This window comes from Sphingomonas gei, assembly GCF_004792685.1.
Classification (GTDB): domain Bacteria; phylum Pseudomonadota; class Alphaproteobacteria; order Sphingomonadales; family Sphingomonadaceae; genus Sphingomonas; species Sphingomonas gei.
The window spans coordinates 256,601-282,791 of record NZ_SRXT01000003.1 but is presented as its reverse complement, the minus strand read 5'-3'; the positions used below and the strand labels follow the sequence as shown (position 1 = coordinate 282,791).

20 protein-coding genes are annotated in these 26,191 nt (G+C 67.3%); 15 read left to right on the top strand and 5 right to left on the bottom strand.

Annotated features, from left to right (window positions below; translation table 11 throughout):
• The first annotated feature begins 30 nt into the window (after positions 1-30).
• The 12 genes from E5A73_RS08395 to E5A73_RS08340 all read left to right on the top strand — a co-directional run bounded on the left by E5A73_RS08395 (position 31) and on the right by E5A73_RS08340 (position 15,442).
• On the top strand, positions 31-486 hold the full coding sequence (locus E5A73_RS08395; RefSeq protein ID WP_135963370.1) for a phage tail protein: 456 nt from the start codon (positions 31-33) through the stop codon (positions 484-486).
• A complete protein-coding gene (locus tag E5A73_RS08390; protein WP_135963369.1) occupies positions 486-1,007 on the top strand; it encodes a phage tail protein in 522 nt (173 codons plus the stop codon). The genes E5A73_RS08395 and E5A73_RS08390 overlap by 1 nt, the downstream gene beginning before the upstream one ends.
• Positions 1,007-1,210 (top strand): DUF5908 family protein, encoded by a 204-nt coding sequence (locus E5A73_RS08385; RefSeq protein WP_135963368.1) that lies wholly within the window; start codon positions 1,007-1,009, stop codon positions 1,208-1,210. The genes E5A73_RS08390 and E5A73_RS08385 overlap by 1 nt, the downstream gene beginning before the upstream one ends.
• A gap of 1 nt (position 1,211) precedes the next feature.
• Positions 1,212-1,904, top strand: a complete 693-nt coding sequence (locus E5A73_RS08380) for a CIS tube protein (RefSeq protein WP_135963367.1) — start codon at positions 1,212-1,214, stop codon at positions 1,902-1,904.
• A complete protein-coding gene (locus tag E5A73_RS08375; RefSeq protein WP_135963366.1) occupies positions 1,901-3,700 on the top strand; it encodes a phage baseplate assembly protein V in 1,800 nt (599 codons plus the stop codon). The genes E5A73_RS08380 and E5A73_RS08375 overlap by 4 nt, the downstream gene beginning before the upstream one ends.
• Positions 3,700-3,999, top strand: coding sequence for a PAAR domain-containing protein (locus E5A73_RS08370; protein ID WP_135963365.1), 300 nt, complete (start codon positions 3,700-3,702; stop codon positions 3,997-3,999). The genes E5A73_RS08375 and E5A73_RS08370 overlap by 1 nt, the downstream gene beginning before the upstream one ends.
• Positions 4,000-4,146: 147 nt before the next feature.
• Positions 4,147-4,572, top strand: coding sequence for a GPW/gp25 family protein (locus E5A73_RS08365; protein ID WP_135963364.1), 426 nt, complete (start codon positions 4,147-4,149; stop codon positions 4,570-4,572).
• Positions 4,569-7,970, top strand: a complete 3,402-nt coding sequence (locus E5A73_RS08360; RefSeq protein ID WP_135963363.1) for a hypothetical protein — start codon at positions 4,569-4,571, stop codon at positions 7,968-7,970. The genes E5A73_RS08365 and E5A73_RS08360 overlap by 4 nt, the downstream gene beginning before the upstream one ends.
• Positions 7,964-9,850: a hypothetical protein gene (locus tag E5A73_RS08355; protein ID WP_135963362.1), complete on the top strand. Its 1,887-nt coding sequence runs from the start codon at positions 7,964-7,966 to the stop codon at positions 9,848-9,850. The genes E5A73_RS08360 and E5A73_RS08355 overlap by 7 nt, the downstream gene beginning before the upstream one ends.
• A complete protein-coding gene (locus E5A73_RS08350; protein WP_135963361.1) occupies positions 9,847-11,178 on the top strand; it encodes an ATP-binding protein in 1,332 nt (443 codons plus the stop codon). The genes E5A73_RS08355 and E5A73_RS08350 overlap by 4 nt, the downstream gene beginning before the upstream one ends.
• Before the next feature lie 4 nt (positions 11,179-11,182).
• Positions 11,183-14,833: a contractile injection system tape measure protein gene (locus tag E5A73_RS08345; protein WP_135963360.1), complete on the top strand. Its 3,651-nt coding sequence runs from the start codon at positions 11,183-11,185 to the stop codon at positions 14,831-14,833.
• Between the two features lie 60 nt (positions 14,834-14,893).
• Positions 14,894-15,442 (top strand): DUF3617 domain-containing protein, encoded by a 549-nt coding sequence (locus E5A73_RS08340; protein WP_135963359.1) that lies wholly within the window; start codon positions 14,894-14,896, stop codon positions 15,440-15,442.
• Between the two features lie 4 nt (positions 15,443-15,446).
• Here E5A73_RS08340 and E5A73_RS08335 read toward each other — a convergent pair whose 3' ends face one another.
• The 4 genes from E5A73_RS08335 to araD1 form a co-directional block, all read right to left on the bottom strand.
• The gene (locus tag E5A73_RS08335) at positions 15,447-16,778 is read right to left on the bottom strand and encodes a glycoside hydrolase family 27 protein (RefSeq protein WP_420822564.1); all 1,332 of its coding nucleotides are present in this window, start codon (positions 16,776-16,778) and stop codon (positions 15,447-15,449) included.
• Positions 16,775-19,102: a beta-L-arabinofuranosidase domain-containing protein gene (locus tag E5A73_RS08330; protein WP_135963358.1), complete on the bottom strand. Its 2,328-nt coding sequence runs from the start codon at positions 19,100-19,102 to the stop codon at positions 16,775-16,777. Before E5A73_RS08330 ends, E5A73_RS08335 begins: the two co-directional genes overlap by 4 nt.
• A 1-nt stretch (position 19,103) precedes the next feature.
• Entirely contained in the window at positions 19,104-20,645 is a 1,542-nt protein-coding gene (locus E5A73_RS08325) for an alpha-N-arabinofuranosidase (RefSeq protein ID WP_135963357.1), read from the bottom strand.
• A gap of 71 nt (positions 20,646-20,716) precedes the next feature.
• Positions 20,717-21,703, bottom strand: coding sequence for an AraD1 family protein (araD1, locus tag E5A73_RS08320; RefSeq protein WP_135963356.1), 987 nt, complete (start codon positions 21,701-21,703; stop codon positions 20,717-20,719).
• A 321-nt stretch (positions 21,704-22,024) separates the two neighbouring features.
• Here araD1 and E5A73_RS08315 point away from each other — a divergent pair, with 321 nt between their 5' ends.
• Together E5A73_RS08315 and E5A73_RS08310 are read left to right on the top strand one after the other, a co-directional pair.
• Positions 22,025-23,026 (top strand): arabinan endo-1,5-alpha-L-arabinosidase, encoded by a 1,002-nt coding sequence (locus tag E5A73_RS08315; RefSeq protein WP_135963634.1) that lies wholly within the window; start codon positions 22,025-22,027, stop codon positions 23,024-23,026.
• A 31-nt stretch (positions 23,027-23,057) separates the two neighbouring features.
• A complete protein-coding gene (locus E5A73_RS08310; RefSeq protein WP_135963355.1) occupies positions 23,058-24,371 on the top strand; it encodes a sugar MFS transporter in 1,314 nt (437 codons plus the stop codon).
• 151 nt (positions 24,372-24,522) lie between these two features.
• On the opposite strand, the gene E5A73_RS08305 is transcribed toward E5A73_RS08310, so the two are convergent.
• Positions 24,523-25,305, bottom strand: a complete 783-nt coding sequence (locus tag E5A73_RS08305; RefSeq protein WP_135963354.1) for a FadR/GntR family transcriptional regulator — start codon at positions 25,303-25,305, stop codon at positions 24,523-24,525.
• Between the two features lie 130 nt (positions 25,306-25,435).
• Between E5A73_RS08305 and E5A73_RS08300 the strand changes: the two genes are divergently transcribed.
• Positions 25,436-26,035 carry an invasion associated locus B family protein gene (locus E5A73_RS08300; protein WP_135963353.1) on the top strand — a complete coding sequence of 200 codons (600 nt, stop codon included), beginning with the start codon at positions 25,436-25,438 and terminating at the stop codon, positions 26,033-26,035.
• The last annotated feature ends 156 nt before the right edge of the window (positions 26,036-26,191 follow it).

Sequence of the window (26,191 nt, the reverse complement as noted above, 5' to 3'; positions counted from 1 at the left end):
CGCCCCCAACCCTAGAAACAGGAGCAGATCATGGCTGACGGCACTGCACAGGACGAAGTCTGGCCGCTTCCCAAATTCTATTTCAACATCGATCTCGGCGACGGCAAGACCCAGGGCTTTTCGGAGATCAGCGGGCTCGAGAGCGAGGCCAAGGCGATCGAATATCGCCACGGCGACAGCGCGGTCTTTTCGCCGATCAAGATGCCGGGGCTGCGCAGCGTCGGCAACGTCACGCTCAAGAAGGGCGTGTTCACCAAGGATTCGATCTTCTGGGACTGGTTCAACGAGACTCAGCTCAACATCATCAAGCGCCGCACGGTGATCATCAACCTGCTCAACGAGAAGGCGTCGCCGATGATGACTTGGACGCTCACCAATGCCTTCCCGGTCAAGATGCAGGCGACCGACATGAAGTCCGACGCCAGCGAAGTCGCGATCGAGACGCTCGAGCTCGCTTACGAGACGCTGGCGGTGAAGGCCGCCTGATGCCGCCGCCCGCCGCCCCCACCAAGGATCCGCGCGAACGGCCGCTGCGCACCGACAGCGTCTATGTGCCGCCGCCTGCGTTCGCCTTCCGCGTCGATATCGACGGCGCGGAGAGCGACACCAGCTTCCAGGAAGTGTCGGGGCTCGAAGTCCAGTTCGAGACCGAAGACGTGGTCGAGGGCGGGCAGAACCGCTTCGTCCACCGCCTGCCGACCCGCACCAAATATTCGAACCTCGTGCTCAAGCGCGGCGTGGTGACGCAGAAATCGCCCTTCGGCGGATGGGTGTCGCACGCGCTGTCGGGCGGGCTGGTCCAGCAACGCGGCGGCGGCCGCAAGACGATCGGGATCAAGCTCATCAACGAGAAGCGCCAGCCGCTCGTCGCGTGGGATGTGTTCGGCGCCTATCCGCTGCGCTGGGAGCACACCCCGCTCAATGCGATGGGCAACGACGTGCTGATCGAGACCGTCGAGCTCAGCTATCAGTTCTTTCAGCGTCAGAACTTTCCGCAGGCCGCCTGATGCCGCTCGAGATTCGCCAGATCGCCATCCAGATGCGCGTCGCCGAGGATCCCGGCGAGGCGGACGAACCGAGCGGCCCGCGCTCGATCATGGACCTGTGCGACTGCGACGACGAAGGCGATGAAGAGGACAAGCAGGCGGCTTTGGTCGAACGCTGCGTCGAGGCGGTGCTCGCCGAACTCGCGCGCCGTTCGGAGTGGTGAGATGGCGGGCAAGGGCGGCCTCGACAAGCTGACCATCACCGGTTTCGCCGATCCCGGCTTCAACAGCCAGGCCAGGACCCGGCCCAATCCGATCAAGGTGATGATCAACCCCGACCAATATTCGCAGGCGATGGGGGTCTGCTACACCAAGCAGCAGGGCGCCGGCGGCACCGGCAAGAAAGTGGTGTTCAACCGCGACAAGGGCGAAGCGCTCGAGCTCGCTCTGATATTCGATGGCACCGGCACGGTGCCCGACGCACCGACCAAGTCGGTCGACGAGCAGCTCGCCGACCTCAAACGGCTGATCTACGAGATCAACGGCGCGATCCATTCGCCCAATTACGTCCAGCTCGCCTGGGGCAGCCTGTTGTTCAAGGGGCGGCTCAAGACGATGGGGATCGATTACACGCTGTTCGCCCCCGACGGCACCGCGCTGCGCGCCAAGGTCAAGGCGACCTTTCTCGGCTATCACGACAATACCGACGGTCGCGCCGCGCAGAAGCTCAGCTCGCCCGACATGACGCATGTCGTGACCGTGCTCGCCGGCGATACGCTGCCCTTGCTGTGCCACCGCATCTATGGCGACAGCCGCTATTATCTCGCGGTCGCCGACCATAATCGGCTCGACGATTTCCGCACGCTCGAGCCCGGCCGGTCGCTACTCTTCCCGCCGATCGCGCAGGCCGGGCGGTGAACGCGGTCTCCCCCGCTTCGAAGACCGGCCTCCCGGTCAAGCTGGCGCTGACCGCCGACGATGAGACGATCGACACCGACCAGATCGCCTCGGTAGAGATCTGGTGGGAGGCCAATCGCATCCCCCGCGCGCGGATCACGCTCTATGACGGCCAGCCCGATACCGAGACATTTCCGTTCAGCGACGCCGAGACCTTCATTCCGGGCGCGAAGATCGTCCTGTCTGCCGGTTATGGCTCGGATCTGGCGGTGATCCACAAGGGCGTGGTGGTGCGCCATGGGCTGCGGATCGCGCCGGGGACTTCGGCGCAGCTCGTCGTGGAGACCAGCGACCCCTTGCTCAAGATGACGCTCGCCCGCCATAGCGCAGTCACCGAGCGGGCGACCGACGCGGCGCTGATCGCGGCTCTGGTGTCGGCGAACGGCGGCAGCATGGGCACCAACAAAGCCGCCACCACCAAGGTCGAGGCGATGGTGCAGGCGCATGCATCGGACTGGGATCTGATGCTGCTCCGGGCGGAGGCGAGCGGGTGCCTGGTCGTGGTCGAAGACAAGCAGGTCGCGGTGATCGACCCCACCGCGGGGGGAAGTTCGGTCCTTACCCTCGAATATGGCGATTCGATCCTGAGCTTCGACGCGCAAGTCGATGCGATCGCCCAGCTCGGCGACGGCGCGGTGAACAGCCGTGCATGGAGCTACTCGGATCAGGCCCTGAGCGCGGCGGGCCCCGCCGGTACCACCGACGTGACCGTGCCCGGCAATCTCGAACAACCCGCGCTCGCCGAAGTGCTCGGCGTCGATGCGTTCGTCCAGCAGACCAGCGCATCGCGCTCCGAGGACGAACTCGGCAAATGGTCGGCCGCGGCGCTGATGCGCGCCAAGCTCTCGCAATTCACCGGAACGGTGAAATTCCAGGGCAGCGCGCTGGCCAAGCCGGGCAAGCAAGTCACCCTCGCGGGGCTCGGCGAGCGCTTCAACGGCGAGGCGTTCGTCACCGGCGTGCGCCATCTGATCCGCGGCGGCGACTGGCACACGATCGCCGATCTTGGCATGCCCGCCGAGCGCTTCGCCAGTCGCGACGGCAAGATCGTCGATCCGCCCGCCGCCGGGCTCGCACCGCCGCTCCGCGGGCTGCACATCGGTCAGGTCAAGGCCGTGGCCGAAGACCCCAACGGCGATTTCCGCATCCAGGTGATGCTGCCGCTCACCGATGCCGACAATGCGATCTGGGCGCGGCTCGGCCAGCCTTATGCCTCGCAAGGGTTCGGCTGGTCGTTCTTCCCGGAGGTCGGCGACGAAGTCGTGCTCGGCTTCATGAACGAGGATCCGGGCAGCGCCGTAATCCTCGCCAGCGTCTATTCGAGCCCCCGCGCGCCGACCCACACGCCGAACAAGCCCAACGACATCAAGGCGCTGGTCACCCGATCGAAGATGGAAGTGAATTTCAACGACAAGGACGTGACCCTCAAGGTCAGCACCCCCGGCGGGCGCTTCGTCGAGCTCGACGACAAAGCGGGGACGGTCACCGTCACCGATCCCAATGCCAACAAATTGGTGATGAAGAGCAATACGGTCGACCTGATCAGCGCGGCCAACATGACGATCAAGTCCGCCGCCAACATGACGATCGATTGCGGCGCCAACCTGACGGTCAAGGCCGCAGTCAAATGCGCCGTCAGCGCAGTGCAGATCGAAGCAACCGCATCGGGCCAGCTCGCGCTCGCCAGCAACGGGATGGGCTCGCTCAAGGCAGCCGCGATCCTCGAAGTCAACGGCGCGCTGGTGAAGATCAACTGATGCCGCCCGCCGCGCGCCTCACCGACATGCACGCCTGCCCGATGGTCACGCCGGGTGTGCCGCCGATCCCGCATGTCGGCGGGCCGATCAGCGGACCGGGCGCGCCGACCGTGCTGATCGGCAGCCTGCCCGCGGCGCGGATCGGGGACATGGCGGTGTGCGTTGGCCCGCCGGACACTATCGTCAAAGGATCCGCGACGGTGATCATCGCCGGCATGCCCGCCGCGCGGATCGGCGACGCTTGCGCGCATGGCGGCAGCATCGTGCTCGGCCTGCCCACCGTGCTGATCGGGGGATGAAGGTGTCCGCCTCCCTGCCCCCCTTTCGTCACCCCCGCGAAAGCGGGGCCCCATCTCCAGCGCTACGCCCCGTATACGGCGGCTGTGCTCGTGGATATTTCAGGAGATGGGCCACCGCTTTCGCGGGGGTGACGGCGGGAGATGCACATGCCTCCCGCTAACCCCCCCTCCTTCCTCGGCCGCGGCTGGAGCTTTCCGCCGCGGGTCTCGTCGGTGACGCTCGGCACCGAGATGGAGGAAGGCGATGCCGACATCCGCCAGAGCCTGTTCGTCCTGCTTTCCACGCCGCAGGGCGAGCGCGTGATGGTCCCCACTTACGGCTGCGACCTGCCGCGCTTCGTCTTCGCCGATCTGACGGCGAGCCTGCTCAGCGAGCTGCGCGAGATGGTCACCACGGCGATCGTCCGCTGGGAGCCGCGCATCGACCTGATCGACGTCACCGCGACGATCGACGCCGGCGATCCGGCGCTGGTGCTGATCGGCGTGGACTATCGCGTCCGCGCCACCAACACCCGCAACAATCTGGTCTTCCCCTTCTACAAGAACGAGGGAACGCTGGTGGAAGGCCCGTGAGCGCGCCGCGCGCGCGGTTGATCACGCGCTGGGCGCGCCAGGCCGGCCGCGCGCCGCTTGCCTTCCTGTCCGAGAATGCCCGCCTCGATGCGCGCGGGCTGCCCGAACTGCTCACCGATATCGCGCGATCCGCCGCCGACATCCCCTTTCACGATGATGCCGGCGAGGTCGACGGCAATTGGCGGCGAATCCTGCTCGCCGACCCGAGCTTCGTCCTCGCATTGCTCGTCACTGCGGAAATCGAGTCGCACGCCGAACCCGTGGACCGCGTGCTGGAGGAAGCGCGACGCGGCGGCAGCCCGCGCGAGAACGAGGTGCTGCTGACTCGGCTGGTGGAAGCATGTCTATGCTTCGCCGACGATCTGGATGCGTGGCTGGCGCCCGCCGACCTGGGCGGCGTCCTGCGCGGACAATCGATCCGGCGGCTCGCCGAAGAAGTCATCGAGCGCGTGCTGGGGCCGCAACTGCAGCGGCTGGTCGATCACGTCGCGGCGATCGAGGAAGTCGAGCTGAGCCAACGCTTTCGCCACGAGCGCTGGGACGTCGCAATGCGGCCATGGCGCCGGGCGATGCTCGAAGGCGAAGCGCGCGGCGTGGCGGAGGCAGTCGAGCGCGCCTGGGCGGATCGGATGCTGAGCGAGCTCGCCGATGCCGTCGAGGGGTTCGTCGAGGAAATGCGCGCGCTCGGACGTCGCGCCGCGGACGCGTTCGAAGCGTCGCTGCGCACCGGCGATCACAGTGCGCATCCGGCGTTGACGATCGCATTCGCTCGGATATTCGGCCATGTGCGCGAATTGCTGAACCGGATTCCGGAGCAGTGGATCGACTATTATCAGCATGTTCTGCTCCATGCCGTCCCGGCAGAGGCGCGACCCGATCGCCTGTTGCTGGCGCTGGTGCCCAAGCCCGGCGGGCGGCCGGCGCTGCCGCAGGGCACTTTGGTACCGGCCGGCAAGGATAAGGGCGGCAAGCCGATCGTCTTCGCCACCGACACCACACTCGCCGTCACCGGCTCGATGCTGCGCGAGGCGCGGCTGTGGCTACCGGACGCGACAATAGTCCGGTTCGAGGCTGGCCCGGATGGAAGCCTCGGCGAGCCGGGGTTCGGCATCGCAGCTTCCGTTCCCGGCGACGCCTTCGCGGCCCATGCAATGTTCGCCACGCCGTTGCTCGCGCTGCGCGGCGGGACCCGGCGAATCACGCTGGAACTCGATCTCGACGGGAAAGATGCCGCGACCGGCGGAAGGATCGAGGTAAGTGTCTCGACGGCGACGGGCTGGTTGGCGGTTCCTTTTGCCGATGCCGCGTTCGACGCGGGCACATTGCGGGTCGACTTCGTCCTCCCTTCAGATCTTCCCGAACTGGCAGCTTGCCTGGACGGAGCCGACGCACCGCCTTCTCCGGCCCTGCGTCTCACCCTTCACGGCGGCCGGATGGATGCCCGCATTCGCGATGCGCGCCTCTCGCTTGCAGTCAAGGACGTGCCCGACATCCACGTCCGCACGCCTTCCGGCCCGGCAAGCGTTACGGCAGCGGCACCCTTCGGCACGCCGCCCGTTCCCGGCGGCTGGCTTCGCATCGATCACCCGGCGCTTGCGGGACCGCCGCTCGATCGTCTCGTCCTGCGTCTCGATTGGGCCGGTCTGCCGCCTGGGGACGGCGGGTTCGCGAGCTATTACCAGGGATATGTCGTCGACGCGCGCGGGGCATTGTTCGACTGGCCCCCTTTCGACAATTCCACATTCACCGCCACACTCACCGCCCCGGTGCCCGGTTGGGACGCGTCGCATCGACTGCCGCTGTTCGCGCCGGCGAGCCTGGGCAGCGCGCCGCCGGTAGCCGCAGCCTCGCCGCCCGACATATTCGGCACCGATTTCGAGCCCGCGCCGGCGCTCACGCCCGAGCGCGGCCCGCTAGCGCCCGGCTCGTGGTTCGCCGCCGCTGCCATGCCCGACGTGGGTAGCAAACTGCCTGATCATATCTGCGTGACTTTGGGCGGCCCGATCTACGGCTTCGGCCATTCGCTCCATGCCGCCAACGTCCAATACGCAACCGAGGCGATCGCCCGCGGCGAAGCGCCGCTCCCCCGGCCCGGTTTTTTCAGGCGTCTGCTGCGTGCGATCCTGGGGTTCCCCGCCAGGATCCTGCGCAATGTCGAAGGCCTGGAGCGCGTCGAGGCCGACGCTCCGCCGCCCGCGATCGTGCTGCTCCCCAATCCGCCCTTCCAGCCCCTGCTCTCGAGAATTGCGCTCGACTACGCCCGCACGATCGAGGCGCAGGACCTGACCTTCCATCATGCGGAGACGTTCGAGACGGCGACCGCGCTGCCATTGCGCGGCGCCATGCTGTTTCCCGCCCCGCCACAAGGGCTGACTCTGGACCTTTGCTTCGACGGCGTTCGCGCGCGCGACGTGCTGGCGCTGCTCGTGCAGCTCGCGGGCACCGGCGTCGGCCACCGTCCGTCATGGAGCTATCGCGCCGCCACAGGCTGGCAGCCGCTTCCGCCCGACGCTTTGCTCGCCGACGAGACCCACGGTTTCGCCGCCACGGGCGTGCTGCGGATCGACGTTCCTGAAGACATGGCGCGACCTTTCTCGCTGCGGTTGCGCTTCGGGGCCGCAGATGCCCCGCCGGCGATTGTCGCGATCCTGCCCGACGCCGTCTCGGCGACTCGGCTGGTCGACGGCAGCGAAACGGCGATGGCTCCGATCCCGGCGGGCACGGTGGCACGGCTTCCTGGGCTGGCCGGCGTGATTCAGCCAGTCGACAGCGCGGGCGGTCGGCCGCCTGAAGCGCCGGCGATGCTGCGGGCGCGCACCGCCGAACGCACCCGCCACCGAGCCCGCGCCGCCTCCGCCTGGGATGTGGAACGGCTCGTGCTCTCCGAATTCCCCGACATCGCCCAGGTACGCGTCTTGGGCGAAGGCGATCCCGCGCGGGAGACGATGGCGAGTGAAATAACGGTGATAGTGATCCCCGCCCTCGGCGCCGGCGCTTGGCCGCGACCAACGGCAGCGCCGCAGCTGCGCGCCGCCATCGCCGACCGCATCGCCGGGCTGGCAAGTCCGTTTGCGCGCATCGCGGTGGTCGATCCCGTCTATGTCGGCGTCGACGTGACGGCTTGCCTCGTGCTCGACCGGTTTGACCTCGAACCCATCCAGACCGCGCTTATCGCCTTGCTGACGCCCGGGGCCGAGCCGAGCATGGATCTGGACGACGCCGCCGATGCCGATCACGTCCGCGCCGCGATCGCGCGCTTTCTCCGGGCGCAGCCGGAGGTGCGCTCGATACAGCGAGTCGACGTGACATTGGCCGGCCCGGACACCGGCTGGCGCGTGCCGATTGCCGGCGAGATCGCGTTGACCAGCGTTGCGGCTTCGGCGACTGCATCATGGTAGCCCCTGCCACCCCTGCGGCGCTCGCGCGCGATCCGGCGCTGCCGCCCGGTCAGGATTTCGATGCGCTGAAGGCCGAAGCGATCGCGAATCTCCAGCAGCTCTGCGCCGGTTGGACCGACTATAACACGCATGACCCCGGGGTGACCCTGGTCGAGCTACTCAGCTATGCGCTCACTGATCTAGGCTATCGCGCAACGCTCCCTGTGGAGGACCTGCTCGCCGGAGCTAGCCTCGGCGGCCGCGAAGGGCTCTATCCAGCGTGGCGCGCGCTGCCATCGCCGCCGGTTACAGTCGCCGATTTCCGCCGTGTCCTTCTCGACCGGGTCGAGGGGCTGGGCAATGTCTGGCTTACGCCGCGGAACGCGCCGGCCGGGCTCTACGACGTGCGGATTCACGCCGCTTTGCCTTTGCCCGGCGTGCATCCCGAGCAGCATCTCCGCTACCGCGAACTCGCGCGGCGGGTGCGGCGCGCCTTCGAGCGCCATCGCCCGATCTGCGAGGATATCGGCACGATCCGTGTGCTGCGACCCTTGCGCACGCTCGTTCGCGCCGAGCTCGAGCTCGAGCTCGAGCGCGGCGCGCGGGCGGAGGCAGTGATGGCCGAAGCACTGTTCCGGCTGGCGATCTTCCTTGCCCCGGAGCCGCGGCGCACGCCGCTCGACGCACAAGCCGCTGCGGCGGCGCTCGACGGGCCATTGCTGCTGCGCGGACTGATCGCGCCCGGCGAGCTCACCGACAAGCCCGCGACGATCGATCCCGACGCGCTCGCCGAAGTGCTGCGGGAGACGCCGGGGGTGCTGCGCGTGCGCGAGTGTCGGCTGTGGCTCGAAGGAACGGGGGAGTGCGAAGGCCCTGCCGCGATCGATCCCGAGGCCTGGTGCAGCCTCGACGCCGGGATAGAGGAGGACGCGCTCCCGCTCGCGCTGAGCATCGGTGGCCGGCCGTGCGCAATCGATCGCGGCGAAGTGCTGCGAAGATTGCTGCGCCGATGGGAGGCGCACCGCGCGTCGTGGCCGCTCGAGCCGGCCTATCGGCAGGCGTTCGCGCTGCGCACCGGCATGTCGCGGGCGCTGGCCCGTATCGCGCCGCTCGGGCCGCAATTGCCACGGGTCTATGGCCTGGCGACACCCGACAAACCCGACACCCCAGCAGCGGTGCAGCTAGAGGGTTTCCTCAAAATCTTCGAGACCGTGATGGCGGACTTTTGCACGCGTCTCGGCGCGACATCGGCGCTGGCGGGTGGCACGATCGCCTTTGCGCTTCCCCCGCCGCAGCAAGAGAAGCTGCTCGACATGTTGCTCGCGCTTTATGGCGTGCCTGCCGACATCATTCCCACTCCCCCGCGATTCACGCATCGCGGCGAGGCGGCAGCGCGGCGCCGGGTTGCGATCAAGCAGACATTGCTCGATCATCGCGGTGCGTTGGCGCGTCGGCGCGCGCGTGGCTTCGATCCCGAAGCGCGTGGTGCGTCGCGCCGGCGCTCGGGTCTCGAGCTTTACGCCAGCCTGCTGCTCGGCACGCGGGTCTGCCTGATCGAGCACATGATGCTGCGCCCGCGCACGCGGGCGCGGCGCGCGCTGGAGGGCAGTCGCTACGAATATGCGATGGCAGTCAGCGTGGCGATCACCCTGCCCGAAGACGAACGCCGCGATCATCGCTACCGCGGCGAGATCGAAGCTGCGATCCGCGTCGGATTGCCGGCGCATATCGGGCTCCACATGCATTTCGTCGAACCCGCGCGCTGGCGGCGCCTGCGCGATGTCGAGCGCCTGTGGCGCGCCGCGCTCAGAGTTGACGCGCGGCACGCCGCCGATCAGCTTGCCGTCGAGCTGCGCGACTTGCTGGAACGCTGGACGCGGCGCGAGAGGGAACGGGAATGAAGCGCAACGGCACCGTGATCGAAGCGGAGATCGCGTGGTTTCGCCGAGTCGTCGACCGCCGCCTCGATCTCCACGCCCGGGACGAACAGGGCGATGTGGTCGACCTCGTGCCCGCGCCAAACCTCGCGAAGCTGCGCTGCCCCTATGCCGACGCCGTAGGCGAAGCCGGTCTGTCGCCGGCCGAACGCGTCATATTGATGCTGGCGCTGCTCCCGCACGTCCGGCCGCAGGCGCTCGACACTTTCCTTATCCAGAACCAGGCCACCAAGCGTCGGTTCACCGAGTTCGGCGGCGCCGACAGCGGCCCGCAGAGCGGCTTCGTCCCGACCCGCGAGACCGCCCTGTTCGTGCTGGGCGGCGAGGACATCGCCCAGCGGTTCGCCGCGCTTCGGCTGATCGATGCGGAAAGCCCGCTGCGCGCGCTACGGATACTCGACGGCGCCGAGGATTCGAACGCCCCCTGGACGCCGCTCGCAATCAGCCAGCGCTGGCTCGATCGCGTCACGACCGGCCGGTCCGCCCCCCTTGCCTCTGGTCCGCTCTTTCCGGCCCAATTGCTCGAGACTCCTTATGTCTTCGAGGACCTCGTCGTCGGCCCGGCGATCCACGAAGCGCTCGCGGAGCTGCTCGCCTGGGTCCGCAACGAGCGGCTGCTGATGGAAGATTGGGGCCTGAGCAAGCACCTCAAGCCCGGCTATCGCGCCCTTTTCCACGGTCCTCCCGGCACGGGCAAGACCATGACCGCCGCAGTGCTCGGCAAGACGCTGGGGCTGCCGGTCTATCGGGTCGACCTGTCGCGCGTGGTGAGCAAATGGGTCGGCGAGACCGAGAAAAATCTCGGCGCCTTGTTCGATCAGGCCGCGCACGGCGACATGCTGCTGTTCTTCGACGAAGCCGACGCGCTGTTCGGCAAGCGCGGCGACACTCAGACCGCCAATGATCGTCACGCCAACCAGCAGATCGCCTATCTGCTCCAGCGGATCGAGGAGTCCCCCGGCGTGGTCATCCTGGCCAGCAACCTCAAGGCCAATATCGACGCGGCCTTTGCCAGGCGGTTCCAGGCCATGGTCTATTTCCCGATGCCCGACGCCGCGGCACGCCTCAAACTATGGCAGATGGTGTTCGCCGAGCCCCGCGCGCGGCTGGCCGAGGGCGTGCCGCTCGACGCGCTCGCGCGCCGCTACGAACTGAGCGGCGGCGAGATGATCAACATCCTTCGCCGCGTGAGCGTACACGCGCTGATCGAAGGCGATAGCTATGTGGCCGATGCGCGGATAACCGACGCGGTCGCGCGCGAACTCGCCGGCAGCGGCCGCGTCGCGGGCTGACCGAGTGGCGACTGGGCCGGGTCCTCATCTGGCGAAGCTGGCGCATCTGATCGAAGAACAGATACTGACGGTGGACGTTGCGCGCGAACTGGCGGGGCCGGCGCTGCTCGATCGCGTCGCCGGGATCAATCGGGAGCGTTTCGCGGATATCCTCGCGCAAGTGCTCGACGAGTTCGACACGCCTGGCGAACGGATCCGCATCGATCGCATATCGGTCACGTTGGGAAACTTCGCGCCCCGCGATCTCGATCGCGCCGGAGGCGTCCTGCGCCATCGCCTGCGCGTTGCGCTCGCCGAGGCACTGCGCATGCGAGGAAGCGGAGTGAGGCGGGAGCGCGAGGACCGCTTGCTGGTCTCGGCGTTCGAGCATTATTCGCTCCACGGCACCTGGCCCGCGGCAAGAGCGATCGCGCCGGCGCTGCGCCCAGCCGACATGCTCGCGCAACTGATCGCGGAGGATCCGCTCGCGCTCGTCGCGATGCTGCGGCGACGCGGTTCGAGCGACGCGCTGCTGCGCCGGCTGGTCCGGCAGATGCCCGAAGCACTGCTCGCCGCGTTGCTCCATCGGCTCGCGCCGGTGCACGCGGCCTATATCCTCTCTTATCTTGAGGAAGTGCGCGAGAGCCATGCCGCCGAACGGCTGATCTCGGCCAACCCTGCCGAACTCACCGAGATGCTGTGGACGATCGTGTTGCGCGACGCGCTCCAGCAAAGCGGATTGCAGGCCAACCGAAAGGCATTCCTCCGGCGCCTGCTGGTGCAACTGGCGCGCAGCGGCGGGACGACGCTCGCAGCGCTGATCGCGCAGCTGCGGCGGGGATTGCCGCGGGTGCTGGCGAGGCGGCGCGCGCCGGGGTCGCTCGTCGCGATATTGAGCGAGCTGGTCGCCGAGGAACCCACATTGCTGGCGGGACAAGCCGGCATCGTCGAACTCGCCGCGCTGCTGGGCCGGGCCTCGCTGTCGCCGCGCCAGCAGCGGGTTGGGCGCCGGCTGGTCGCGGCAGTGGGTGTCGAGCAACTGCGCTGGCTGCTGCAAAGGCTGGCCCGCAACAATGCAGCGCGGCTCGATGCCTCAATCGGGAGCATATTCTCTCTCGCCAGGGCGCTTGGCGCGATCTGGAACATCGACTCAGCCGGCCTTCCCGCGACGCTGGAAGCTCTTGCCGCGAACCACGCCGAGCGTATCGCCCTGCTCGCGCTTGCCGGCCATTCCGCAGCGCGCGGAGAAAGCGCGGCGCGGCCTGCTCGCGCGCTGATCGCCCGGATGCGCGGCGTGGCCCCCGAGCGGATCGATCTCGCACCCGGCAACCCCTTGCCACGGCAACGCGCCGAGCCGGTGGGGCCGTGCCGGGCCTTGGCGGCAGCGCTGGCGGGAGCGGCGGAACATCCCACGTCCGCCGAGCTCACCCGTATCCGCGAGCGTCTTGCCCGCGCGCTGGCCGCCAACCCCATACGGACACGGCAGATGCTGCGGGGCTTCGTGGCGGCGGATGCTCCCCGGCTCTGCACCCTTCTCGGCGCGGCCGACGCGCCCGACGCGATCGCCCAGCATTTGCTGGCAGCGCACCTCCACGTTGCGCTGACCGCGCTGGCCCGCGCGGCTCGGTGCACGCGGGCGGAATGGTACCTGTTGCTCGCCGTCGCCGCGGCGTCGCAGGACGACGACCTGCCCGAAATCCTGCTCACCCGCGCATTGGCGGCGCTGGCCCGCGCGCGTCATGTCCCGGTGGCCGGCCTGCGCGCGCAGCTGCGCCTCGGCCTCGCAGGACCAACGGCAGCGATCGGGATCGACTCTTCGAACAGAGCCGCGATCCTGACGCTATGCCTGCCCCCTGCGCACGCAATCGATCGACTTGCCTTCCGCCACGCGGCGCTCGAGCAATTCGGATTCCTGTGGGAAGCCAACCAGGGGCTTTCTGCGCAAGAAAGAGCCGCGGCTTTGACGTACCTCCTGCCGCGGCTGTCGGGGGTGGCACCAGCCGCGCTCAGAGCGCGGCTACTCGCGAGCAGGATAAGGCACGAGCGGCTGCTGGCCGCGCTGCCCGGCAAATCGCTGGTGCGACTGGCGCTGCTGTTGTCGATTTCCAAGACCGAACTGCGCCAGCTGTCGGTTTCCGAATGGCGGGCAAGTATCGCTGCAACGCTTGTCGGAGAGCCGAGAAAGATCGGCGACATCCCGACGCGTGCGGTTCCAAACGGCGCGCGGTCGCGCCGCACCGACCCGCAGCGGAGGATCGCGGCGCTGGTCCGGGCGCGGCCTTTTGCGGCCTTGCAGATGATCGCCGCGAGCGCCGAGGCGCCCAGCGAACTGACGATTCTGCTGGAGAAGCCGCAAACCGCGCCGCTCCTATTCGCCGCGATGGCGTCTGCGGAGCGTGAGCGCACATCGGAGCTGCTGCGCCTGATCACCGGCCGCAATGGCCGACTGGCCGTCGCGTCAGCGAAAGTCGCACGCGCGCTTGCGCTCGCTGCCGCCGCGCAGGACTGGCGGAGCCGCAGCGGTTTCGCCACCGAATGGCTAAGACAGCTCGGGACACTCGCCAGCCTTGCCGAGCAAGCGGCGCTGCGGCGGCTATTGACGGACCCGACGCCGCGCGGGAAACGCGGCGCTACGCAAATCAGCGGCGCGGATCGTGAAGTGCATCACCTCAACGCCTTGGCCCGCGCCGCGATGCTCCTCGGCCTGCCGGCGAAACGCTCGCCGAGCGCGCTACGGCGCAAACTCGACCAAGCGCGGAGCCGAGCCTTGCTGGCACGCGAACTCGGCGAAGCCGAACTCGTCCAATTGCTCGCGATCCTCGCACCCACCGCCGCGAGCGGGCTGCTCCACGCCGCCGAACGGCTGGCTGCGGCCCGGCGCGCCTGCGCTGCGCCGCTGGCGCGAACCGAGCAATGGGACTGCATCCTCGCCGCGGCGCGAAGCGCGCGGCCGATCGTGCAGTTGACCAGCCTCTTCCTCGACGGGACCCAAGGGAGGCCAGCTCCGCCCGCCCCGCTTCGCCGCCGCGTCGAGACGCTACTGGCCGCGTCGCTGGAAGGGATGCGCGACGCGCCGCTGCGGATCGCGCTCGACCTGCGCGCAAGCGAGCGGAACCGCCGTGTGGCCGAAGCGCAGCCTAAGAGCTCAGAAGAAGCGCCGGCGGTTCTGTATGTCGCCAATGCGGGGTTGGTACTCGCCTCCGCCTTCCTGCCCCGCCTCTTCCAGTCGCTCGATTATGTCGAGCCCGACGCGCAAGGCGGCTGGCGCTGGTGCGATGCGGATTGCCAGGCGCGCGCGGTCCATCTGCTGCAATGGCTGGTCGACGCGCGCACCGACGCGCCCGAGCCCCAACTCGCGCTCAACAAGATCCTGTGCGGCCTCGCGATCCGCGAGCCCGTCGCGATCGAAGCGCAGCTCGACGAACGCGAGCTGCGGATGGCGGATATACTGCTGCGCACCATCCTCACCAGTTGGCCGCCGCTTGCCGAGAGCGGGCTCGCGGCGCTGCGCGAAACCTTCTTCCAGCGCCAGGGGCGGCTGACTCGCTGCGAGACCGGCTGGCGGCTCGAAGTCGAGACCCGCGTGCTCGATATCCTGATCGACCAGCTGCCGTGGGGCTTCGCGACGATCCTTCATCCCTGGATGCCTGGTCCGCTCATCGTCCAGTGGCGGTGAGCGCAGCCTTGTCGTCTCGCCGCGCCCCCCATATGCTATGCGCGATTGGGGAGAAAATCGATGAACAAGCTGCTGCTACTCGCGCCACTGGCGCTGTCCGCGTGCCATTCGGGGTCCTCGGTCGAGGCGACCAATGCGAGCGCCAAGGAAGTTGCCGAGAAGGTGGCGGCGAGCGGCGCCGCACCGAGGATGGCGCCGGGCCATTGGGAAGGCACTGCGACCGTCACCGACATGCAGGTCCCCGGCATGCCGCCCGAGGCGGCCGCGCAGATGAAGGCGCAGATGGGCAAAGGCCAGAAGTTCGACAATTGCCTGACGCCCGAGCAGGCGAAGAAACCCGCCGCAGACTTCTTCGCAGGGCAGAACAAGGATTGCCGCTACGACCATTTCAGCATGGATGGCGGCAAGCTCGATGCCAAGATGGTATGCAAGACCGGTGGCATGACCGTCGACGCCACGATGGCCGGAAAATTCTCGAGCGACAATTTCGAGCTGACCATGACCAGCAAGAGCGCGGGCACGGCCGGCCAGCCGATGACCGCGCACACGATGTCGATGAAGATGGAAGCGCGCCGGACCGGCGAATGCACCGGCAAGGAAAAGAGCTGACCGCTCAAACCAGCCGGTAAAGTCCCGAACCGTGCGGCGGCAGCGTGACCGCGAAGCGCGTCCTCGCGTCGGCGAGGTCGCTGCCGGTCCATAGATCGCGCACCCTGGCACTTCTCGCGATGCTCAGGCTGGCGAGGTCGGCACCGACCTCTTCCGCCGTCTCGCCGATGTTGAACAGCGCAAGGTAGCGCGCGGTCGAGCGGGAAGCGCGCGAGGTCCAGGCGAGTTGGTTGCCGATGCGGAAGAGCTGGCGTTGCGCGGTGCCGTGCTGATTGACCGCGAGCACCGCGTCGTTGGTCAGCAGCGCCAGCGTATCGGCATCGAGCGCCCGCAGATCGCCGCCCATGATCAGCGGCGAGCGTGCAATCGCCCAGAGCGTCATCATCGTGCGCTGCTCGTCGGGCGTGAAGCGCGTCCGACGCTTGCCGAGCGCCAACAGCCCGAGCGGCAGCATGTCGGCATCGGGCCAGGCGCCGGGGCGCAGATGCGGCGCCCAATCGGCGAGGCGCTTGAACTGCGACAGCAACAGCGGCCATTCGTCCCAGAAATCGTCGCTGACTCGCCAGAGGTTGGCGTGGCCGGCGACATGCGCGGCGGCGCTGAGCGGCGTCTCTCCCGGCGAAATGCTCAGCATCATCGGCCTGCCGCTGCGATCGATCGCGCGCCGCACGGCTTCGATCTCGGGCTGGTTGCGATGATAGGGCCGGGCGATGTCGTCGACCTTGACGAAGTCGACGCCCCAGGAAGCGATCAGCGCGAACACGCTGTCATAATAAGCCTGGGCACCGGGCTTGCTCATGTCGACGCCGTAATTGTCCGAATTCCACGGGCAGATGTTCACGCGGTCGGCGATGTCGCCGCAGCGATATCTGGTCCCGAGGATCGGCAGGTTGCGATCGGCGGCGAGGCGCGGGACGCCGCGCATCAGGTGGATGCCGAATTTGAGCCCGAGGCTGTGAGCGTAGTCCGCCAAGGGTTTAAACCCCTTGCCCCCCGCTGCCGAGGGGAAGCGATTGGGCGCTGGGAGCAGCCGGCCGTTGCCGTCCATCGCCAGCTCGACGCCGACGCGATATTCGAAACCCACCGCACCGGGCTCGTACCATTGGATGTCGACGGTAAAGACGTCATAGCCGTGCGGCAGCAATTTGTCGGCCATCACTACGGCGTTGGCGCGCGCCTGCTCCTCGGTGATCGTCGCGGCGAAGCTGTCCCAGCTGTTCCAGCCCATCGGCGGACGCGGCGCGAGATCGCGGAAATTGCGCTGGGGTCTTGCCTGCGCGGCGATCGGCGCCGCTGCGAGCAAGCCGAGAGCGTGCCGGCGGCTGAGCCCGCTCACTTCGCCAGCGTCCGTGCTTCGTAGACGAACGCATCGGTGCCCTTGGTTTCGAAGCGTATCGTCACCCTGCTTTTGCCGCGGGTGAATTCCTCGGGAATCGGATAGTCGACACCGACGAAGCGCTTCACCGGCGGCGCGGCGCGACGCTCATTGGCGATGCGCGTGCCTTCGACCGATATGTCGAAATTCTTGTTCACTTCCTCCCCCCAATAGAGCGCGCTGAGCAGCATCGGGCCGGGGCGCACCGCGAGGCTGAATTCCATGTAATTGCCCGTGCCCCAGGGAAGCTGGCGCGCGCTGCGGCCGCCCCAGGAGAACAGGTCGCTGTGGTTCGAGCGATAGTCATGGTCGCGCTCGGGCTGCATCTCGCCGAGATTGAGGACATCGACGGTCCGCGCCTCCAGCGCCGCCTTCGCGCGCTGCGCCGCGCCATAAGCGGCTTGCTCGGTTTCCCACTGCGCCTCGGTGAAGCGGGGGAAATAGACGGCGGTGCGACGGTCATATTGGCGGAAGAAGGGCACCAAAGACAGCGCCTCCGGCCGCGCGTCGGCGAGGTGGAAGCGATGCTCGGCGGCGGCGATCGGGATCAAGGATGCGACCGGATCCGCACTGATCAGAACCGGCGCAGGCCCGTCGAACGGCTCGGCCGCGGGGCCGAGATCGGCAGCGAGGACGAGCGGGCCGCTCAGATAAGCGAGCATCCGCGGATCGTCGGGCGTCGCCTCGGTGCGGACGCGCATCGGCAAGGTGAGTTCGATGGTGTCGCCAACGCGCCAGCGGCGATCGAGCCGGGCATAGCCGGTGGCGCGGTCGATCGGTTGGGGCTTGCCGTTGAGCGCCAGCGACGGCGTCTCGCACCAGCCGGGGAGGCGCAGCGCGATCGCCGTCGCCGCCCGTGGCGTCTTGGTCACTCGGAGCGTCACTTGCTCGCTGAACGGATAGCCGGTGTCGAGATCGACCTCGAGTCCCCGCTCCTGCCATTCGGCGGTGGACGGGATGAACAGATTGACAAATAGGGTCGCGTCATCGTGCCAGTAGATGCTCTCGCCATGCTTGGCGTGGGTCTCCATCCCCGAGCCGACGCAACACCAGAAGCTGTCCTCGGGAGTCGAATAGGTCCGCCGCGCGCCGGCACTGAGCGGCATGAAATAGACGAACATCCCCGTCTCGGGATGCTGGTGCGCGAGCAGATGGTTGAAGTGGATGCGCTCGTAAGCGTCGAACAGCGAAGCATCCGCTTGCCAGCCATAGAGGTGCCGCGTCAGCTTGAGCATGTTGTAGCTGTTGCACGCCTCGCAGGTACGCTCGGTGATCCGGGTCGAGATCTGGTCGGGCGGCCCGAAATGCTCGCGCTCGCTATTGCCGCCGATGACATAGCTGTGATGCCGCATGACGGTCTGGTGGAAGAAGCGCGCGGCATCGGCATGGCGCTGCTCGCCGGTCAGTTCGTAGAGCCGGGCCAGACCGATCAGCTTGGGGATCTGGGTATTGGCGTGAAGGCCGGGGAGGTCATCCTTTCCCGCTGCCAGCGGCGCTAGCACCTTCCCGTGATAGATCCGTTCGGCGATGCGGCGCCAGCGCGGGTTGCCGGTCAACGCATACGTCTCGGCATAGCTGTCGTTGAGCCCGCCATGCTCGGCGGCGAGCAGTTTCTGCATTGCCGCGTCGTCGAGGCCTTCGAGGATCGTGCCGAGATAGCCCGCCATTGCCAGCATCACCGGCATTGCCTCTTCCGCATCGCCCAGCCGCACGGCGTCGATCAGCCCGGCATGGACCTTGTGCCAGGTGTAGAGTGGCACCCAGCCGCCATTGATGTCGAACCCGCTGGTGCGGATGTCGCCCTCGCGGATTTCCTCGAAGACGATCTTGCCGTCGACTTGCGTGCCGTCGCGCTCGACGGTGGTGCCGCCGACATAGCCGTCACCCTGCGCGGCCTGGATGCGTGCCATCTCGGACACGGTGTGGCGCAGGCGATCGCGCACCACCGCGTCGCCGGTCTGCGCAGCGAGGAGCGACAGCGCGGACAGATAGTGTCCGAGCGTGTGCCCCGCGATCCCGCGCGCTTCCCAACCGCCGTAGGTCTCGCCTTTCGTTGGCAGCCCAGCGCTGGTGTAGAAATTATGGAGCAGCCGCTCGGGCGAGAGCGACAGCAGATAGCGGCGGTTGGTCTCGACCGCGTCGAGGAACACCGAGGGCTTGAGCCGCACCGCCGAAAGCGGCAACGGTCGGACCTTGATCGGCCTCTCGACGACGGTCCGGGCCAGCACCGGGCCGGCGAGCGCAAGCGCGCTCGCCGAACCCAGGAACAGCCGCCGAGTCAGCACCTCAGTCGACCGCCACCACGACGATCGACTTGGCCGGCAAGTCGAAGGTCAGCTTGCCGCCCGCGCTTCGCGCCGAATACGCGGCGGGCATGATCGTGTTCGGCCGGTCGAACGTGTTGTGCGTATCGATCGCCGGCCCGGTCAGGATGCGCCCGCGCGCGGTACCGCTCAGATTGGTCGTCACCCGCGCCGCCTTGTTCGGATCGGTGTTGGTCAGCGACAGATACAGCTTGCCGTCTGCGCCGCGCGCTGCCGACACGTCGACCATCGGCACCTTGAACCCCGCCTTCTCGTAGGTCGGGCCCTTCACGTCCGCGGGATAGGGCGTGGCGCCCTGGAACGGCACGTACATGTCGAAGACGTGATAGGTCGGGGTCAGCACCATCCGGCCCTTGTCGGTCAGGATCATCGCCTGGAGGACGTTCACCATCTGGGCGATATTCGCCATCTTCACCCGATCGGTGTGCCGGTGGAAGATGTTGAGCGTCAGCGCCGCGACTTCGGCATCGCGCAGGCTGCTCTGCTGGTAGAGAAAGCCCGGAGTCGAGCCCGCTTCCTGATCGTACCAGGTGCCCCATTCATCGACATACAATGCGACCTTCTTCTCGGGATCGTGCTTGTCCATCATCGCGACGTGCTTGGTGATCAGCTCGTCCATGAACGTCGCGCGGCCGAGCGTGGAGGCCCATTCGTCTTCGGAGAAGCCCGTGGCGGCGCCCTTCTTGTCCCACTTGCCCGTCGGCAGCGTGTAATAATGCACGCTGAGCGCGTTCATCTTGTTACCCGCTTCGCGCATCATCACGTCGGTGAAATTATAGTCGCTGGAATTGGCGCCACTGGCGACCTTGACGATCTTCGGCTTGCCGGCGGGCGCGTTGACGAACTCCTGGTAGCGGCGGTGAAGGTCGGCGGAATATTCCGCGCGCATGCTGCCGCCGCAGCCCCAGGTCTCGTTGCCCACGCCGAAATATTTGACCGCCCACGGCTTTTCGCGGCCGTTCTTTTTGCGCTCCTCGGCAAGGCTGCCCTGCTCGGCAGTCATGTACTCGACCCACTGGCTCATGTCGCGCGGGCTCATCGAGCCCATGTTGCCCGCGACATAGGCGTCGGTGCCGAGCATCTCCGAATAGTTCATGAACTCGTGCGTGCCGAACTGGTTGTCCTCGGTCACGCCGCCCCAGTGGCGATTGATCCGCACCGGGCGCTTGGCCTTGGGGCCGATGCCGTCGCGCCAATCATATTCGTCGGCGAAGCAGCCACCCGGCCAGCGTACCACCGGCACCTTGATGTGCTTGAGCGCCGCCAGCACGTCGTTGCGATAGCCATTGGTGTTCGGGATCTTCGAATCGGGCCCGACCCAGACGCCTTCATAGATGCCGCGGCCGAGATGCTCGGCGAACTGGCCATAGATGGCGGGCTCGATCCGCGGCCCGGCCTTATTGGTGTCGACGGTAACCGTGACGGCGGCCGGCGCCTGCGCGAAGGCCGGCCCCGCCACCATTGCCATCGCGGCGGGCAACAACCCCTGTTTCCAATGCTTCATGCCACTCTCCCTGTTCAGCGGCGCAGGTCCGCTTTCTATTTGTCTAACTTGGGCCCCGGTCGGTCGGCAGTTCAAAGCGGCAGGACGCTCGCGTCACCGCCCGGCACCGTCTTCAGGGGATTGCGCAGCGGCAGCGTGAACGGTGCCGCGATCACTTCGAAGACATCGCCTTCCTCGGTCCGCACATCGTCTGCGAAGGACAGCGTCGCGGTGCCGAAGAAATGGACGTGGAGATCGCCGGGGCGGCGGAACAGCCCGTATTTGAAATGGTGATGCTCGAGATTGGCGATGGCGTGCGACATGTTCGCCTCGCCCGAGAGGAACGGCTTTTCCCAGATCGTCTCGCCGTTCCGAACGATCTTGCTGGTGCCGCGCACATCGGCAGGAAGCTCGCCGACGAGCAATTCGGCGCCGAGCGAGGCGTGGCGCAGCTTGGAATGGGCGAGCCACAGATAATTGCCGCGCTCGGTGATGTGGTCGGAGAATTCATTGCCGAGCGCGAAGCCCAGCCGGCGCGGACGGCCTTCATCGTCGATAAGGTAGATCCCGGCGATCTCGGGCTCCTCGCTGCCGTCGAGCGCGAAATGCGGCGACGGCAAGGGCTCGCCCGGGCCGACCAGCGACGAGCCGTCGCCCTTGTAGAACCATTCGGGCTGGACGCCGGGATTGCCGTCGGTCGGCTTGCCGCCTTCGAGCCCCATGTTGAACATCCGCATCGAATCGGTGAGCGTGCCGCCCGCCGCGGCCTTGTGCATCTGATCGCGCCCCTCGGCCGAGCCGAGATGGGTGAGACCGGTGCCGGTGACGTAGCAATGCGCCGCATCGGGATGGTCGATCGGCACGAGCAGCCGGCCCTCGGCTTCGGCTGCGGTGAGGTCGATCGCCTCCCCCGCCCGCGCCCGCGCCGCTGCTTCGAGCGAAGCGCCCTCGCGGATCGCGGCGCGCGCGAGTTCGTAGGTCGTGGCGACGCCGTTCAGCCGCACCGGGGCGCCGTCGAGGAACGCCGCGACGCCCCGCGTGCCGGTCGAATCGCGAAACTGCACGAGCCTGAACGCCATAACCTCTGGATCCTCCGATTCGAATAATAGTCAGACTTATATGCGCAACGTCGCGCGGATCAATCCGCGCAGACCTTGGCTCCGTACCTCGCCGAGCATCCCGTCGGACGAAAAGCCGCCCTTTCCGGCACTTCCCGCCCCGCGAAGACGCGCTTCGTGACAAAGCGCTTGCAGGAATCACCGCCACCCGTATTTTGTCTGACTAATCGCAGAGCGGGCCGACCCGTCGGAGGCGCATGGAGTAGGATAGAAAAATGGCTCTCGACCGCGAAAAACCCTGCCGGCCGCGCGCGGCACGCGCGTCCGGCTGACGAGGAGGGTATCCGCATCCCCCTCGCTCTCCTGCTGACGGCGCTTCTCGCCACCGCATCGCCGGCGCCAGCGCAGACCGTTGCGCCTGCGCCGGCATCGCTCGACGCGCGCCTCGCAGGGGACATCGCCCCCGTCCACGATCCTGCGATCATTCGCGAGGGCGACACCTTCTATTTGTTCACGACCAGCCAGCAGCGCGCCGGCAAGGGCCTGATCCATATCCGCATTTCGAACGATCTCGCCGATTGGACGCGCGCCGCGCCGGTCTTCGCCGAGATGCCCGCCTGGGTGAAGGATGCGGTGCCCGGCGCGGGTGGGATCTGGGCGCCGGACGTCAGCTTCTCGCATGGCGAGTACCGCGTCTATTATTCGGTCTCGACCTTCGGCAGCAACCATTCGGCGATCGGGCTGGTGACCACGCCTTCGCTCGCAAATCCGGTATGGACCGACAAGGGTCTCGTGATCCGCTCGGGCGAGTACGACAATTTCAACGCGATCGACCCCAATGTCTTCGACGATGCGCAGGGGCGGCAATGGCTGGCGTTCGGCAGCTTCTGGTCGGGCCTCAAGCTCGTCCGGCTCGATCCGGGCACCGGGCTGCGGGCGGAGGACGGCGAGGTCCATGCCATCGCCAGCCGCCGCAGCCCGAGCGCGATCGAAGCGCCGTTCGTCGTCCGCCGCGGCGGCTTCTATTATCTCTTCGCCTCGTACGATTTCTGCTGCCGGGGCGCAGCAAGCACCTATTACACCGTGGTCGGGCGTTCGAAGGATCCCGCGGGCCCCTATCTCGACCGCAACGGCAAGAGCATGATGGACGGCGGCGGCCTGCGCGTCCTCCATGCCGAGATCGGTCGCGAGCGCTTCGTCGGGCCGGGACACATCGCGATCCTGCGCGAGCGCAAGCAGGATTACATCGTCTACCACGCTTATGATACGCAAGCGCGCGGCGTGCCGACCCTCCGCATCCGGCCGCTCGGCTGGACGGACGATGGCTGGCCGGTCGCACATTAGAACAAGCCTTCCCCAGGAGAAGAACAAGCCCATGCCAGCCGTTCCCGTTCAACCCCGTGCCGGTGCCCCGTCGGGCGCGGGCGCACCCTATGGCGCCGCATTGTCGATGCTGGCCACCTTGTTCTTCATGTGGGGGTTCATCACCGTCATCAACGGCACGCTGCTGCCGCATCTGCGCAGCGTGATGGTGCTGAGCTATGCGCAGACCACGTTGATCGAAAGCGTGTGGTTCATCGCCTATTTCGTCGCTTCGATCCCTTCGGCCAAGATCATCGAGCGGATCGGCTACAAGAAGTCGATGGTCACCGGCCTGATCGTGATGGCCGTGGGCGCACTGATCATGATTCCGGCGTCGATGCTGCTGTCTTATTACGTCGTGCTCGCCGCGATGTTCGTGATCGCATCGGGCATCGCTTTGCTCCAGGTTGCAGCCAATCCCTATGTTGCCGTGCTCGGGCCGGCTGAAAGTTCGTCTTCGCGGTTGAACCTCGTCCAGGCGTTCAACTCGATGGGCACCACGCTGGCGCCGCTGTTCGGCGCTTATCTGATCCTCGGCCGCAGCGTCTCGGGCACCACCGAAGGCGGCGCGGCGGCGCTGACGCTCGAGCAGCGTCTCGCCGATGCGCAGACGGTGCAGCTTCCCTATCTGATCGTCGCAGTGGTGCTGATCCTGCTCGCCGTCGTCATCGCGCGCTTCAAGCTCCCCGCGATGGGCAATGCCGTCGCGCGCCACTCGCGCGAAGCCCGCAAGAACCACTCGCTGTGGCAGCACCGCAACCTGGTGTTCGGCGTGCCTGCGATCGCGATCTACCTGATCGCCGAGATCGGCGTCGGCAACCTCTTCGTCAACTTCGTCTCGCAGCCCGAGATCGGCAACCTCACCCACGAACAGGCCGGTCACTATCTCTTCCTGCTCTGGGGCGGGATGATGGTCGGCCGCTTCGTCGGCGCGTTCCTGATGCGCTCGGTCAAGCCGGAGACGGTGCTCGCGGTGGCCAGTGCGCTGGCCTTCGTGGTGATGATGATCACCACCTTCGCGCATGGTCCGATCGCGATGTGGTCGCTGATCTCGGTGGGCCTGTTCCACTCGATCATGTTCCCGACGATCTTCACGCTGGGCATCAAGGGCCTGGGTCCGCTGACCGAGGAAGGTTCGGGGCTGCTGATCATGGCGATCGCCGGCGGCGCCCTGGTCTATTTCCAGGGCAAGTTCGCCGACGTTTACGGTCTCCAGACGTCGTTCGTCATCTGCGCGATCTGCGAGCTCTACGTGCTGTTCTATGCATTGTGGGGATCGAGAGTCACCAACCCGCTCGCGGACGAGCCAGTGGTGGCGGTCGAATAGCTCTCTTGCTCCCCTCCCTGAAAGGGAGGGGCTGGGGGTGGGTGCGCGCGAAGCGCGCCCAACGAGAAGCCGTTATAAAGATAAAGCCGGGCATCGAGCCCGGCTTTTTCTTACCCACCCTGACCCCGCCCTAAAAGGGAGGGGAATTCGACTATCCCGCCGCGGTTTCGCGGCGGGCACCCCTGGGAAGCTTCGGTGCGCGGCTGCGCGTCGTGTCCAGGAACGCCATGTCGACGAGGTGCGCCATCGCCGCGTGCGCACCCTCGGGGTCGCGCGCCGCGATCGCATCGAACACGCGCTGGTGATCGGGGATCGGATCGCGCCGCAGCGGACTGTTGCGCTGCTTGAAGATCGTCGTCCACGCCACTGCCGCGCTGACGCTGGTAGTCAGCGAGGTGATGAACGGATTGGCCGAAGCCTCGAGCAAGGCGGCATGGAAGTCCTGGTCGGCGATCCGCCCCTCTTCCACCGCCAGACTGTGCCTCGCCATGCCCTCCAGCGCTTCGGCCATGCGCTCCAGCTGCACGTCGGTCCGGCGCTGGGCCGCCAGCGCGGCGGCTTCGGGTTCGAAGATCTTGCGCAGCTCGAACAGGCTGAACAGCAGGGCATCGTCGGGTTCGAACTCGAAGATCCACGACAGCACGTCGGGATCGAGCAAATGCCATTTCTCGCGATCGCTGACCCGCGTGCCGGTGCGCGGCCGGCTTTCGACCAGGCCCTTGGCGGCAAGGATACGCAGTGCCTCGCGATACGCAGTGCGCGAGACATGGAGCCGATCGCTCGCCGCGACTTCGTTGTCGAGTATCTCACCCGGCTGGTAGCGCCCCGAGACGATCAGGATGCCGAGATCGCGTGCGATCGTGCCATGCAGGCGCAGCGATTTGCGCCGCGCCCGGACATCCAGCGGTTTCGCGGTCTTGACCTTTGCAACCATCGCCCGATCCTAGCGCTGCCACCGGGCTGCGTACAACCAGCGATCATTGAGGGACCGTCACGAAGCGGGCGACAGTTCGGCGTTGACCGGGAACGTGCTGGGACTAGCATGTCCGCAAGGGGAGAATGGCATGAAAGAGATCGCAGCATTGCTGGCGGCAGGCGCCAGCTGGATGGGGTTGCCGGCAGGTCAGGCCGCTCCGGCCCAGACCACGCCCGCACCGGCCGCGGCGCCGGCGCAGCCGGCCGGGCCGGCCTGGCAACTCGTTTGCGCCCCCGCCGCCGCGCCGAGCCCCACGCCTGCGCCCGCTGCGAACCAGCCGTGCAGCCTGGTGCAGAATTTGCTGGCCGGCGAACAGAAGCAGCGGCTGCTGACGGTGATCCTCCAGCGCACCGCGCAGGCCGGACACACCATGACCATCGCGCTTCCGCATGGCGTGCTGTTCCCTGCGGGCGTCAGCCTTCAGGTCGACGCGGCGGCGGAAAAACCTCTGGTGGTACAGACCAGCGATCAGAACGGCGCCTATACCGGCGTCGCGGTCGATGCGCCGCTGCTGACTGCGTTGCGCGGGGGCAAGACGCTCAAGATCGGCTTCACCGCCGGCAACGGCCAGCGGATCGTCGTGCCGGTGACGCTCAAGGACTTCCCGGCCGGACTCGCCGCACTCGACAAGAGCCCCCTGCCCGCCGCGCCCAAGCCGGCTGCCGCAGCCCCCGCCAAGCCGCAATAAGGCGGCGCCCCGGCCATATTTAGCAATCGGGCTGATCGTTCCCCTGCGAAGGCAGGGGAACTGAGGTGCTTTGAATCGGTTCTAAACCCCCTCGCAGCCCAGCGCGCGCATTGCGGATCGAAGGTCACACCGGGGTCACACTATCGCGCATGTTCT

Bases quoted from the DNA above. Each gene is read 5' to 3' on its own strand.
- E5A73_RS08395 (WP_135963370.1), top strand. From the start codon at position 31: ATGGCTGACGGCACTGCACAGGACGAAGTCTGGCCGCTTCCCAAATTC.
- E5A73_RS08390 (WP_135963369.1), top strand. From the start codon at position 486: ATGCCGCCGCCCGCCGCCCCCACCAAGGATCCGCGCGAACGGCCGCTG.
- E5A73_RS08385 (WP_135963368.1), top strand. From the start codon at position 1,007: ATGCCGCTCGAGATTCGCCAGATCGCCATCCAGATGCGCGTCGCCGAG.
- E5A73_RS08380 (WP_135963367.1), top strand. From the start codon at position 1,212: ATGGCGGGCAAGGGCGGCCTCGACAAGCTGACCATCACCGGTTTCGCC.
- E5A73_RS08370 (WP_135963365.1), top strand. From the start codon at position 3,700: ATGCCGCCCGCCGCGCGCCTCACCGACATGCACGCCTGCCCGATGGTC.
- E5A73_RS08365 (WP_135963364.1), top strand. From the start codon at position 4,147: ATGCCTCCCGCTAACCCCCCCTCCTTCCTCGGCCGCGGCTGGAGCTTT.
- E5A73_RS08355 (WP_135963362.1), top strand. From the start codon at position 7,964: ATGGTAGCCCCTGCCACCCCTGCGGCGCTCGCGCGCGATCCGGCGCTG.
- E5A73_RS08350 (WP_135963361.1), top strand. From the start codon at position 9,847: ATGAAGCGCAACGGCACCGTGATCGAAGCGGAGATCGCGTGGTTTCGC.
- E5A73_RS08340 (WP_135963359.1), top strand. From the start codon at position 14,894: ATGAACAAGCTGCTGCTACTCGCGCCACTGGCGCTGTCCGCGTGCCAT.
- E5A73_RS08325 (WP_135963357.1), bottom strand. From the start codon at position 20,645: ATGAAGCATTGGAAACAGGGGTTGTTGCCCGCCGCGATGGCAATGGTG.
- araD1 (WP_135963356.1), bottom strand. From the start codon at position 21,703: ATGGCGTTCAGGCTCGTGCAGTTTCGCGATTCGACCGGCACGCGGGGC.
- E5A73_RS08310 (WP_135963355.1), top strand. From the start codon at position 23,058: ATGCCAGCCGTTCCCGTTCAACCCCGTGCCGGTGCCCCGTCGGGCGCG.
- E5A73_RS08305 (WP_135963354.1), bottom strand. From the start codon at position 25,305: ATGGTTGCAAAGGTCAAGACCGCGAAACCGCTGGATGTCCGGGCGCGG.
- E5A73_RS08300 (WP_135963353.1), top strand. From the start codon at position 25,436: ATGAAAGAGATCGCAGCATTGCTGGCGGCAGGCGCCAGCTGGATGGGG.